The following is a 12,127-nucleotide window of genomic DNA, read 5'->3' as shown; positions in this document are numbered from 1 at the left end:
TCTCAGAGGTAGAGGCCGGTGGACTCGTCGCCCTGGGCGGGGGTGAACTCGCGGCCGGCGCGCAGCGCGTACAGCTCCGCCAGGGTCGCCCCCGACGGGCCCACGCCGTCGGACCTGCCGAGCCAGGCGACGGCCTCGTCCCTGCTCAGCGGCCCGACCTCCAGCTGGGTCAGGCACCGGCCCGGACGGACGACGGCCGGGTGGAGCCGGGCGAGGTCCTCGTTGGTGGTGATGGCCACCAGCACGTCCCGGCCCTGGCCGAGCAGGCCGTCGGTCAGGTTGAGCAGCCGCGACAGGCCCTGCCCCGCCTGCGCCTTAGCGCCCGAGCTGATCAGCTCGTCGCAGTCCTCCAGGACGAGCAGCCGCCAGCGCTGCGCGTCCTCGTCGGTGTCGTAGCCGACCGCCACCTCCATCAGGTAGCCGGGCTCGTTGAACAGGCGCTCCGGGTCGAGCACGCAGTCGACCTGGCACCACTCGCGCCACTGCTTGGCGAGCGTACGCAGCAGCGTGGTCTTGCCGGTGCCGGGCTGGCCGTGCAGCAGGATGAGCCGGCCGTTGACGTCGGCCGGGGTGATGGACATCAGCCGGTCGAGGGCGGGACGCACCTTGCCGGAGTAGTTCTGGCTGATCTCCGGCCAGGGCTGGGCGGTGATCGGCTTCTCCGAGCGCGTGCCCCCGTGCGTGCCCCGCCACCAGAAGCCCATGTCGACGTGGTCGGCCTCGGGCACGGCCTCCTCGGCGCCCTCGATGCTCTCGCGCAGCACCGACTTGGCCAGCTCCTCGTCGATCGCCGTGACGCTGACCGTGGCTGTGCGGTTGCGGTGGCGCACCACGCGCAGCGTCCAGCCGTCGCCGCAGATGAGCCGCGACTCCGTGCCGTCCTCGACCCGCGCCGTACGCAGCACCCGGCCGCCCTTCGGGGCGAGCGGCGCATCGGAACGCACGCGCTCCAGGTTCGCCAGCCGGGACCACGGCTGGGCACCCGTCGCGAACGGCGACAGCGCCAGGGCGTCGATCACGTCGATGGCGGAGTCGGCGTCGTCGATCCAGATGTTCATCGGAAGCTCCGAGGACTCCGGGCTGGGGAACGGCACCTCCTTAATCACAGACATAGCGTCCATGATCTAGTCAGCCGGGCTCAAATGTCGAAGGTTTTTGCCTGCCGATCTGGTTAGTTCTTGCTGAGCGAACCGGTCTGCGTGACGAGGCCGAAACCCGGCACGTCGCGCCAGGTGTAGCCGAGCGTGCCGTCGGAGCGCAGGTCGAGCCAGATGGTGCCGGCGATGCAGCCGCCGTCGTTCGCGCCGAGGGAGAAGGTGAGCCGGGTGTTCTCGACCTGGGTGAGGGTGATCGTGCCCTTGCACTTGCCGCTGTTGTTGTCCTCGCGCCATTCGGCGGTGGACTCGCCCTTCTTCAGGCGTACCTCGTTGTCGGCGCCGTCGCCGGCCAAAGGGTTGGTGCTGGTGGTGTGGCCGGACCAGTCGCCCGCGAAGGCGGACGGGATCTCCAGTCCGGTGGCGGGGCGGGAGGGGGCGCTGGTGCCGCTGCCGGAGCCGGGAGTGGCGGGGGAAGTGGTGGCGGGCGGGGCGGCCGACGGGGAGCGGCCGGTGTCGGTGAGGCGATCGGGAGGCCGGTTCAGCAGGACGACGGCGACGACGGCGGACGCCGCCAGGACCGCCGCCACGCCCACCGCGCCCATGACCAGCCCCCGGGGCCCGGAACGGCCCGGCACGGTGTCGGCCGGCGGCGGAGACACCTCCATGGGCGCGGAGCCGCCGGGAGGGGCCGGGGAGCGGGAGGGGGCGGGGGCGACGAGGGCGACCATCAGTTGCTGCGCCGTGGGCCGCCGTTCCGGCTCCTTCGACAGGCAGGCGGCGAGCAGCTCCCGCAGCCGCCCCGGTAACACCGACAGGTCGGGCTCGGCGTGCAGCACCCGGTGCAGCACCGCCGGCACGGTGTCGGCCCCGAACGGGCTCACCCCCGTCCCCGCGTACACCATCGAGGCCGCCCACGCGAACACGTCCGAGGCCGCCGAGGCGGGCGTGCCGTTGATCTGTTCGGGCGCGAGGTAGGCGGGCGTCCCGATGATCCCGGACGTGAGCGTCGCCGAGCCCTCCGCCCGCGCGATGCCGAAGTCCACCACGCGTGGCCCGTCCGGCCCCAGCAGGACGTTGCCGGGCTTGAAGTCGCGGTGCACGATGCCCGCCGCGTGGATGGCGGCCAGGGCGGTGGCGGTGCCGACGACCAGGCGTTCGAGCTCGCCGCCGCGCAGCGGCCCGCGTTCGCGCACCCGCTCGGCCAGCGAGGGGCCGTCCACGTACTCGCTCACCACGTACGGCCGCGGCCCGTCCACGGAGGCGTCGAGGACCCGCGCCGTGCAGAAGGAGGCGATGCCCTCCAGCGCGTCGAGCTCGCGGGCGAGCCGGGCCCGCGTCTCCGGGTCGCCCGCGCTGAGCAGTTTGACCGCGACCGGGCCGCCACCCCCGGCCGGATGCGCGAGGTAGACCACGCCCTGCCCGCCCTCGCCGAGCCGCCCCGCCAGGCGGTATCCGCCCAGCGATTCCGGGTCGTCCGGGGCGAGGGGGTGCACCATGGCGGATACGTTACCGGTCCTCCTGCATCAGGGAAGATCGCCAGGTACCTTGTTGCCCCGTGTCAAACAGCTCCTTACACGGAGGTAACGGGGAAATGTCCAGGGTCACGGTGCGTGCGCGCCTGCGGTACTGGTTCGACAACACGATGTCCAAAGGCACCGCCTCGCTGATCGGGTGGCTGGCCGTCGTGTCGGTGGCGCTCATCGTGACGGTGGCCGGGTTCACGCTGTGGCTGGCGCCGGGCGAGCCGGACGGTACGGGCCGCGTGGGCGAGGTGTTATGGATCACGCTCATGCACGCGCTCACCCCGAGCAAGGTGGCGAGCGACAAGGGCTCGGCCGCGTACCTGGCGGTGATGTTCGCCGGCTCGCTCGGCGGCCTGTTCATCGTCAGCATGCTCGTCGGCCTGCTGTCCAACGGGCTGAAGCAGAAGGTGGACCGCCTGCGCAGGGGACGTTCGCAGATCGTGGAGTCCGGCCACACGGTGGTGCTCGGCTGGTCGGACCAGGTGTTCACGATCGTGGGCGAGCTGGTCAAGGCGCACGCCAGCCAGAAGCGGTCGGCCGTGGCGATCCTCGCCGACCGCGACAAGCTGGACATGGAGGAGGACCTCCGCGAGCACCTCGGCGACCTCGGGCGTACCCGGCTGGTCTGCCGCACCGGCAAGCCCACGGAGCCGCACGACCTCGCGCTCATGAACCTCGCCGCCGCGAGGAGCGTCGTCGTGCTCTCGCCCGAGGGCGAGGACCCGGACGCGCACGTCATCAAGATCCTGCTCGCGCTGGCCAAGCGCGAGGGCGCCCACCCGCCGGTGGTCGCCGCGCTCACCTCCGGCCGCAACCTCGCCGCCGCCCGCCTGGCCGGCGGCCCCGACGTGCACCTCGTCGACTCCGACGACACCGCCGCCCGGCTCATCGTGCAGTCCTCCCGCCAGTCCGGGCTGTCCGTGGTCTGCATGGACCTGCTGAACTTCGACGGCGGCGAGATCTACCTGCGCACCCCGAAGAAGCTCGTCGGCGTCACCTACGGGGAGGCGCTGCACGCCTACCAGACCGCCTGCGTGATCGGGCTGCGCCGCCCGTCCGGCGTCGTGCTCAACCCGCCGGGCGACACCGTGATCGCCGCGGACGACGAGGTCATCGTCATCGCCGCCGACGACTCCCACGTACGTCTCGCCGCCGGCAGGCCGTCCGTGGACGAGTCCGCCATCGCCGCTCCCGCCGCGCGGCCGGCCCCCGCGCCCGAGCGCACGCTGCTGCTCAACTGGAACGCCCGCGCCGAGCGGATCGTCCGCCTCCTCGACGCCTACGTGGCGCCCGGCTCGGTCCTGGAGATCGCCGCCGGCGACCCGAGGGCCGGCGCCGGGCTGACCGGGCTGCGCAACCTCACCGTCAACGTCAAGGACTGCGACACCACCGACCGCTTCGCGCTGGAGTCGCTCGGCGTCGGCCTGTTCCAGCACGTCATCGTCCTGTCCGACGACCGGTTCGACCCGCATCACGCGGACACGCGCACGCTCATGACCCTGCTGCAGCTCCGGGACATGCAGAGCGTGCTCGGCGAGCACTACTCGATCGTCAGCGAGATGCACGACGAGAACAACCGGGCCCTGGCCGAGGTCACCGAGGCCGACGACATCGTCATCAGCGACACGGTCATCGGCCTGCTCATGGCACAGCTCGCCGAGAACCGCCACCTCGCCGAGGTGTTCGGCAGCCTCTTCGACTCGCACGGCTCGGAGATCTACCCCCGCCCCGCCTCCTCGTACGTCCGGACCGGTACGGAGGTGACGTTCTCCACGGTGATCGAGGCCGCGCGGCGCCGCGGCGAGAGCGCCATCGGCTACCGTTCCTGCGCCGGCCGCGACGACCCGCCGCACTACGGGATCGTCCTCAACCCGGGCAAGTCCGACCCGATCGTCTTCGCCGAGGGCGACGCCGTGATCGTTCTCGCCGAACACTAGGCCGCGCCCGACCCGTTACCGTTCTGCCGTGAGGACCATCGACTGGGTGGACGGCGCGATCGAGCTGATCGACCAGACGCTGCTCCCCGACATGTACGTGACGCTGCGCGTCCACACCGTGGACGAGCTCGTCGACGCGATCCGCCGGCTCGCCGTGCGCGGCGCGCCCGCCCTCGGCGTGGCCGGCGCGCTCGGCGTCGTGCTCGCCGACGGCGACCCGGAGCTGATCGCCCGGCTGCGCGCCGCCCGGCCCACCGCCGTCAACCTCGCCTGGGGCGTCGACCGCGCGGCCGCCCGCCTCGGCGAGGGCAGGGAGGCCGTGCTCGCCGCCGCGCTGCGCCTGCGCGACGACGACATCGCCGCCTGCCGCGCCATGGGGGAGCGCGGCGCCGACCTGCTGGAGGGCGACCGGCTGCGGATCATGACCGTGTGCAACACGGGCGCGCTCGCCGCCGTCGAGCACGGCACCGCGCTCGGCGTCGTCCGTACGCTGCACGAGCGCGGCCGGCTGGCCGAGGTCCTCGCGCTGGAGACCCGGCCGCTGCTGCAGGGGGCCAGGCTCACCACCTGGGAGCTGGCCAGGATGGGCGCGCCGCACCGCCTCGTCGCCGACTCGGCGGGGCCCTACCTGCTGGCCAGGGGCGGGGTGGACGCGGTGCTCATCGGCGCCGACCGCATCGCCGCCAACGGCGACACCGCCAACAAGATCGGCTCGTACGCCCTCGCGCTCGGCGCGGAACGCGCCGGCGTCCCGTTCTTCGTCGTCGCGCCCGAGTCCACCATCGACCCCGGCACCCCGACCGGCGAGCACATCGAGATCGAGGACCGCGGCCCCGGCGAGATCGTCTCGTTCCGGGGCGTGCGGGTCGCCCCGGAGGGCACCGACGCGATCAACCCGGCCTTCGACGTCACCCCGCACGACCTCATCACCGCCATCGTGACGGAGAGTCGGGTGATCCGGCCCTAGGCAAATCAGCCAACTCCGGGACCTGTCCGCGTATCCCTTGTTACGCTCAGTATTCCCCGCACTAGTCTCGGAGTTCGTCTTGGCCATCGACCTGGTGTCACGGCGCGATTGGAACGCCCGCGCCCCCCGCGGAGACTACTCACAGCTCGACTCCGCCAAAGGCGTGAAGGTCCACTACACCGGCGGCAGGGTCGATCCCGGCATCGTGAGCGACCACGGCGCGTGCGCGGCCCTGGTGCGCTCCATCCAGACCCACCACATGGACGGCAACGGCTGGGTGGACATCGGCTACTCCTTCGTGGCCTGCCCCCATCGCAAGGTGTTCGAGGGGCGCGGCCTGCACCGCCTGCCCGCCGCCAACGGCCCCGGGCTCAACGCCGGCCACTACGCCGTGCTCGGCCTGGTCGGCAACAGCGGGCTCGTGCAGCCCACCGACCAGATCCTGCACGCCATCCTCGACGCCGTCGAGCACGTACGCGCCCGCGGCGGCGCCGGCAAGGAGATCAAGGGGCACCGCGACGGCTACTCCACCGACTGCCCCGGCGAGCCCCTGTACGCCTGGGTGCGGCGGGGCGCGCCCCGGCCCTCGGGCGGAGAGGAGCCGCCTCCGTCCGGGCCGGCCGCGCCGCCGTTCCCCGGGCGGCTGCTGTCGTACCCGCCGGTCATGCGGGGTGACGACGTACGCACCTGGCAGGGCCGCATCCGGCAGCGCGGCTTCGACCTCGACGCCGACGGCGCGTACGGCCCCGCCTCGCGCGCCGCCTGCCTCGCCTTCCAGCGGCAGCAGGGCATCGCCGACGACGGCGTGGTGGGCCCGCTCACCTGGCGGCTCACCTGGGAGGCCCCGCAAAGCTGATCAGGGTGTCGGGGGCCCCTGGGGTGCTGGTTCCTACCGGTTCCGCCTACTATCCGAGACATGGAACTCGCAGCGGGGTTCACGCCCACGACCCGTGACGACTGGCGGGAGCTGGCGGCGGCCGTCCTGCGCAGGTCCGGGATCGAGGCGGGCTCGCCCGAGGAGGCGCTGTCCACCCCCACCTACGACGGGCTGACGATCGCGCCTCTCTACGACCTGGACGACCTGCCCGGCGATCCGGGGCTGCCCGGCGCGCCGCCGTACGTGCGGGGCGTCCGCACCGTCCCCGGCTGGGACGTCCGGCAGCGGCACGCCGTGCCCGACTCCGAGGCGGTGCTGGCCGACCTGGAGAACGGCGTCACCTCGTTGTGGCTGGTCGTCGGCGACGGCGCGATCCCGCCGGAGGCGCTGGCAGGCGTGCTCAAGGACGTGCTGCTCGACCTGGCCCCCGTGGTGCTGGAGGCGGGCCCGCGCACCCGCGAGGCGGCCGCGGCGCTGCTCGCGCTGGCCGCCGAGCGCGGCGTCGCGGTCTCCGGCAACCTGGGCGGCTCCGGCGCGGCCGGGGCGGAGCTGGCGGTGCGGTGCGCCGCCGAGTTCCCGGGGCTGCGGGCCGTCACCGTGGACGCCACCCGCTGGCACGACGCGGGCGGCGGCGACGCCGACGAGCTGGGCTGCTCGATCGCGCGCGGCGTGGCCGAGCTGCGCGAGCTCACCGGGGCCGGGCTCTCGATCGAGCAGGCGCTGGGGCAGATCGAGTTCCGCTACGCCGCCACCGACGACCAGTTCGCCACCATCGCCAAGCTGCGCGCCGCCCGGCGGCTGTGGGCCAGGGTCGCCGAGGTGTGCGGCGCGCCCGAGCACGGCGGCCAGCGGCAGCACGCGGTCACCAGCTCGGCCATGATGACCGTCCGCGACCCGTACGTGAACCTGCTGCGCACCACCGTCGCCTGCTTCGCCGCCGGGGTCGGCGGGGCCGACGCCGTCACCGTCCAGCCGTTCGACGCCGCGCTCGGCCTCCCGGACGCCTTCTCCCGCCGCATCGCCCGCAACACCCAGACCCTGCTGCTGGAGGAGGCGCACCTGGCCCGCGTGCTCGACCCCGCGGGCGGCTCCTGGTACGTCGAACGCCGCACCGCCGACCTGGCCGGGCGGGCGTGGGCGTGGTTCCAGGAGATCGAGGCCGCCGGTGGCGCCGACGCGGCCGGGGAGCTCATCGCGGCCCGCGTGGCCGCCACCCGCGAGCGGCGCGCCGCCGACATCGCCTGCCGCCGCTTCCCGATCACCGGCGTCAGCGAATACCCCGACCTCGGGGAGCGGCCCGTCCGCCGCGACGGGAACGGCATCGCCACGCCGCGCTACGCCGAGGAGTTCGAGGCGCTGCGCGACCTCGCCGAGTCGCGGCCGGAGCGGCCCAAGGTGTTCCTCGCCACGATCGGGCCCGTCGCCGCCCACACGGCGCGGGCCGCGTTCGCCGCCAACCTGTTCCAGGCCGGCGGCTTCGCGACCGAGACCGCCGGGCCGGGCACCGACCCCGAGCAGATCGCCACCGCCTTCGCCGTCAGCGGCGCCCGCGTCGCCTGCCTGTGCTCCAGCGACCGGCTGTACGCCGAGCACGCCGCCCCCGTGGCCGCCGCGCTCAGACGGGCGGGGGCCAGGCGGGTGTGGCTCGCGGGCCAGGGCGGGTACGAGGGCGTGGACGGCGTGGACGGCACCGTGCACGCCGGCTGCGACGCGCTGCACGTGCTGCGCACCACCTATGACGACGTGCTCGGCGACGACCTGGGGGTGACCCGATGATCCCGGACTTCTCCGGCGTACCGCTCAACGGCCTGGCCAAGGAGCCGGGGCGGCGGCCCGAGCCGGGCGGCGAGGTCTGGGAGACGCCGGAGGGCATCGCGGTCAAGCCTCTCTACACGGCGGGCGACCTCGACGGGCTCGACTTCCTGCGTACTTATCCCGGGGCGGCGCCGTACCTGCGCGGGCCGTACCCGACCATGTACGTCAACCAGCCGTGGACCGTCCGCCAGTACGCGGGTTTCTCCACGGCCGAGGACTCCAACGCCTTCTACCGGCGTAACCTCGCGGCCGGTCAGAAGGGCCTGTCGGTCGCCTTCGACCTGGCCACCCACCGCGGCTACGACTCCGACCATCCACGCGTGGCGGGCGACGTCGGCATGGCCGGGGTCGCCATCGACTCCATCTACGACATGCGTCAGCTCTTCGACGGCATCCCGCTCGACCGCATGTCGGTGTCGATGACCATGAACGGCGCCGTGCTGCCGATCCTGGCCCTCTACATCGTGGCCGCCGAGGAGCAGGGGGTGAAGCCGGAGCAGCTCACGGGGACCATCCAGAACGACATCCTCAAGGAGTTCATGGTCCGCAACACCTACATCTATCCGCCGGCCCCCTCGATGCGCATCATCTCCGACATCTTCGCCTACGCCAGCGAGAAGATGCCGAAGTTCAACTCGATCAGCATCTCCGGCTACCACATCCAGGAGGCCGGGGCCACGTGTGACCTGGAGCTGGCCTACACCCTGGCCGACGGCATGGAGTACCTGCGGGCCGGGGTCGCGGCCGGGATGGACGTCGACCGGTTCGCGCCGCGCTTGTCGTTCTTCTGGTGCATCGGCATGAACTTCTTCATGGAGGTCGCCAAGCTGCGGGCCGCCCGCCTGCTGTGGAGCCGCATCGTCAGGGACATGGGCGCCAAGGACCCCAAGTCGCTGAGCCTGCGTACGCACAGCCAGACCTCCGGCTGGTCGCTCACCGCGCAGGACGTGTTCAACAACGTGGCCCGCACCTGCGTCGAGGCGATGGCGGCGACCCAGGGCCACACGCAGTCGCTGCACACGAACGCCCTGGACGAGGCCCTGGCGCTGCCCACCGACTTCTCCGCGCGCATCGCCCGCAACACCCAGCTCCTGCTCCAGCAGGAGTCGGGCACCACCCGCGTCATCGATCCGTGGGGCGGCTCCTACTACGTCGAACGGCTCACCCACGACCTCGCCGAGCGGGCGTGGCAGCACATCGAGGAGGTCGAGGCGGCCGGCGGCATGGCCAAGGCCATCGAGGCCGGGCTGCCGAAGCTGCGCATCGAGGAGGCCGCCGCCCGCGCCCAGGCCCGCATCGACTCGGGGCGGCAGCCGGTCATCGGCGTCAACAAGTACCGGACCGGCGACGACCAGGTCATCGACGTGCTCAAGGTCGACAACAGCGCGGTCCGCGGCCGGCAACTGGAGAAGCTGGCCAGGCTGCGGGCCGAGCGGGACGCCGACGAGGTGCGGCGCGCACTCGACGCGCTCACCGCGGCCGCCGCGAACCCGCGGGCGCGGCTGGAGCACAACCTGCTCAAGCTGTCCGTGGACGCCGCCCGCGCCAAGGCCACGGTGGGGGAGATCTCCGAGGCCCTGGAGCGGGTGTTCGGGCGGCACGCCGAGCGGGTCCGTACGATCTCAGGCGTGTATCGCGACGAATCGGGCCCCGCCGAGAACATCGAGCGCGCCCGCCGCGCCTGCGCCGACTTCGAGCGGGCCGAGGGGCGCCGGCCGCGCATCCTGGTCGCCAAGATGGGCCAGGACGGGCACGACCGCGGCCAGAAGGTGATCGCGACGGCCTTCGCCGATCTCGGCTTCGACGTGGACGTCGGCCCGCTGTTCCAGACGCCGGAGGAGGTCGCCCGGCAGGCCGTGGAGGCCGACGTGCACGTGGTCGGCGTGTCCTCGCTGGCCGCCGGGCACCTGACGCTGGTGCCCGCGCTGCGCGAGGCGCTGGCCGGGCTCGACGCGGGCGACATCATGATCGTGGTCGGCGGCGTCATCCCGCCCGGCGACCACGACGAGCTGCGTGCCGCGGGCGCGTCCGCGATCTTCCCGCCGGGCACGGTGATCGCCGACGCCGCGCTCGGCCTGCTGGACCAGCTCAGCCGGCGGCGCACAGCGTGAGCGTGACCGACCGCTGGACGACGACCGGGGACGTGATCCGCAGCGTGACGCGGCGCGTGGCGCCCTCCGGCGGCGGGTCCGCCGTCAGGGCCCGCGGTGAGGTCAGGTAGCGCTGGCCGTTCCCGGGGATGAGCGTGGAGGCGGTCGCGCCCGCGGGCGCGCCGTCCACCAGCCATGCGTAGCGGATGGTCAGCGGGCCGCCGGTGCGGGCGACCAGGGCTCGTACGGTGACCTCGCCGGGGGTCCAGCAGCCGTCGTTCCCGGTGCCGTCGTTCCTGGTGCCGTGCGGGCGCAGGCGGGTGACCTGGAGGCGGGCGGGGCTCGAGGCGGCGGCGCTGCTGCTCTCCGGCGGGGCGGCGGAGGGCTCGGGGCGCGGGGGCTCGGCGGGGGTGAGCCAGACGATCGCGGCGGCCAGGACCGGCACGAGAACGCCCGAGACGGTCGTGATGAGCGCCATCCTGACGCGCCTTCCCCTGCTCGTGGGAGCGGCCGGGGCGTCGCCGGTGACGAGGATGTCCACGAACGCCGACCGCTGCCCGTCCTCGACCCGCGGCTGCTCGACGCGATGGAACGCCGTCCAGTCGGCGGGGTGCGCGGCCGCCCGCGCCTGACCGGGATGCGCGGAGGCCGCGAAGGGACGCACCAGGAGCGTCCCGGTGTCCCGCGTCCGCAGCGGGCCCTGCACCGCCGTCGAGGAAAGGCCCGCCGCCGGGGCCGGGGCGTGCTGGTCCGGGGGCGGGACGTGCGGGCCCGGATGCGGGAGGTGCTGGTCCGGGAGTGGGGCCTGTGGGTCCGGGAGCGAGAAGTGCTGGTCCGGGAGCGAGGCGTGTGGGTCCCGGCGGGGGAGCTGTGGGGCCGGGAGGTGCTGGTCCGGGGGTGGGGTGCGTGGCGTTCGGCGCGGGAGGCTAGGGGGGCGGAAGTCGTGGGTGGCGGCTGGGGTGGCGAAGTCGTCGTCCGGGGCGGGGGCGGGGCCGATGAGGCGCAGGAGCACCTCGCGCATGGCCGGCCGGGCCGCCGGGTCCTTGGCCAGGCAGGCGGTCACTACCTCACGCAAGGGAGCGGGCAGCCCGTCCAGTCGTGGCTCGCCGCGCAGCACCTGCTCGGCGACCTCGGCCGGGGAGCCGTCCCCGAAGGGCGGCATCCCGGTGGCGGCGAACCCGACCACCGCGGCCCAGGCGAACACGTCGGCGGGCGCGCCGCCCGGCAGCCCGGCGACCTGCTCGGGCGCCAGATACGCCAGACAGGCGGGCGTCCCCCCGCCGCCCACCACCGCCCCGGCGCCCCCCGCCACCCCGTACGCCCCCGCGATCCCGTAGTCGGCCACCCGCGCCCCGCCGGGCCCCAGCAGCACGTTGGCCGGCTTGAGCGCCAGATGCGCGATGCCCACCTGGTGCAGGGCGTTCAGCCCGGTCGCGACGGCGACGGCGAGCCGGGGCAGCTCCGCGGCCGGGGCGGGCGCGGCCTGCTCCAGGGTGGGCCCGTCCACGTACTCGCGCACCACGTACGGCCGCTCGCCGGTCGCCGCGTCGAGCACCCGCGCCAGGCAGGACGGCTCCATCCGCCGCGCCACGGTCAGCTCCCTGACCAGCCGCTCCCGGTCGGCCGGGCCCTCGGGCAGCAGCTTGACCGCGACGGGCCTGCCGTCGCGCGCCCGTCCGAGGTAGCCGGTGCCGTGGCCGCCCGAGCCGAGCCGCCCGACGAGCCGATAGGGTCCGGCGGCAGCCGGGTCGCCCGCGCGCAGCGGTTCGACGTTGGGCATGAGGGGAGTGACTCCTGTGACGGCTGAGACGGGAACCCCAG

8 protein-coding genes are annotated in these 12,127 nt (G+C 73.9%); 5 read left to right on the top strand and 3 right to left on the bottom strand.

All coding sequences use genetic code 11. The features are described from left to right. Nucleotides 1–2: 2 nt before the first annotated feature. A complete protein-coding gene (locus tag SMD20_RS12380; protein ID WP_091075230.1) occupies nt 3–1,112 on the bottom strand; it encodes a DUF5925 domain-containing protein in 1,110 nt (369 codons plus the stop codon). A 59-nt stretch (nt 1,113–1,171) separates the two neighbouring features. After that, on the bottom strand, nt 1,172–2,593 hold the full coding sequence (locus tag SMD20_RS12375) for a protein kinase domain-containing protein (RefSeq protein WP_329579367.1): 1,422 nt from the start codon (nt 2,591–2,593) through the stop codon (nt 1,172–1,174). A gap of 95 nt (nt 2,594–2,688) precedes the next feature. Here SMD20_RS12375 and SMD20_RS12370 point away from each other — a divergent pair, with 95 nt between their 5' ends. The 5 genes from SMD20_RS12370 (at nt 2,689) to scpA (ending at nt 10,327) form a co-directional block, all read left to right on the top strand. Then, complete coding sequence (locus SMD20_RS12370; RefSeq protein WP_329579364.1) at nt 2,689–4,557, top strand: CASTOR/POLLUX-related putative ion channel; 1,869 nt, start codon at nt 2,689–2,691, stop codon at nt 4,555–4,557. 28 nt (nt 4,558–4,585) lie between these two features. After that, on the top strand, nt 4,586–5,524 hold the full coding sequence (gene mtnA, locus SMD20_RS12365) for an S-methyl-5-thioribose-1-phosphate isomerase (protein ID WP_329579361.1): 939 nt from the start codon (nt 4,586–4,588) through the stop codon (nt 5,522–5,524). A gap of 79 nt (nt 5,525–5,603) precedes the next feature. Continuing rightward, the gene (locus SMD20_RS12360) at nt 5,604–6,380 is read left to right on the top strand and encodes a peptidoglycan recognition protein family protein (RefSeq protein ID WP_329579358.1); all 777 of its coding nucleotides are present in this window, start codon (nt 5,604–5,606) and stop codon (nt 6,378–6,380) included. A 60-nt stretch (nt 6,381–6,440) separates the two neighbouring features. Beyond that, nucleotides 6,441–8,177, top strand: a complete 1,737-nt coding sequence (locus SMD20_RS12355) for a methylmalonyl-CoA mutase subunit beta (protein ID WP_329579356.1) — start codon at nt 6,441–6,443, stop codon at nt 8,175–8,177. After that, the gene (gene scpA, locus SMD20_RS12350) at nt 8,174–10,327 is read left to right on the top strand and encodes a methylmalonyl-CoA mutase (protein WP_329579353.1); all 2,154 of its coding nucleotides are present in this window, start codon (nt 8,174–8,176) and stop codon (nt 10,325–10,327) included. The genes SMD20_RS12355 and scpA overlap by 4 nt, the downstream gene beginning before the upstream one ends. On the opposite strand, the gene SMD20_RS12345 is transcribed toward scpA, so the two are convergent. Beyond that, a complete protein-coding gene (locus tag SMD20_RS12345) occupies nt 10,305–12,086 on the bottom strand; it encodes a serine/threonine-protein kinase (protein WP_329579350.1) in 1,782 nt (593 codons plus the stop codon). The two genes, scpA and SMD20_RS12345, sit on opposite strands and share 23 nt — an antisense overlap. Nucleotides 12,087–12,127: the final 41 nt, after the last annotated feature.

The sequence above is a fragment of the Nonomuraea sp. LP-02 genome, assembly GCF_036289125.1.
Lineage (GTDB): Bacteria > Actinomycetota > Actinomycetes > Streptosporangiales > Streptosporangiaceae > Nonomuraea > Nonomuraea bangladeshensis.
This window is presented reverse-complemented; position numbering and strand designations above follow the sequence as displayed.

Bases quoted from the DNA above. Each gene is read 5' to 3' on its own strand.
- SMD20_RS12380 (WP_091075230.1), bottom strand. From the start codon at position 1,112: ATGTCTGTGATTAAGGAGGTGCCGTTCCCCAGCCCGGAGTCCTCGGAG.
- SMD20_RS12375 (WP_329579367.1), bottom strand. From the start codon at position 2,593: ATGGTGCACCCCCTCGCCCCGGACGACCCGGAATCGCTGGGCGGATAC.
- SMD20_RS12370 (WP_329579364.1), top strand. From the start codon at position 2,689: ATGTCCAGGGTCACGGTGCGTGCGCGCCTGCGGTACTGGTTCGACAAC.
- SMD20_RS12355 (WP_329579356.1), top strand. From the start codon at position 6,441: ATGGAACTCGCAGCGGGGTTCACGCCCACGACCCGTGACGACTGGCGG.
- scpA (WP_329579353.1), top strand. From the start codon at position 8,174: ATGATCCCGGACTTCTCCGGCGTACCGCTCAACGGCCTGGCCAAGGAG.
- SMD20_RS12345 (WP_329579350.1), bottom strand. From the start codon at position 12,086: ATGCCCAACGTCGAACCGCTGCGCGCGGGCGACCCGGCTGCCGCCGGA.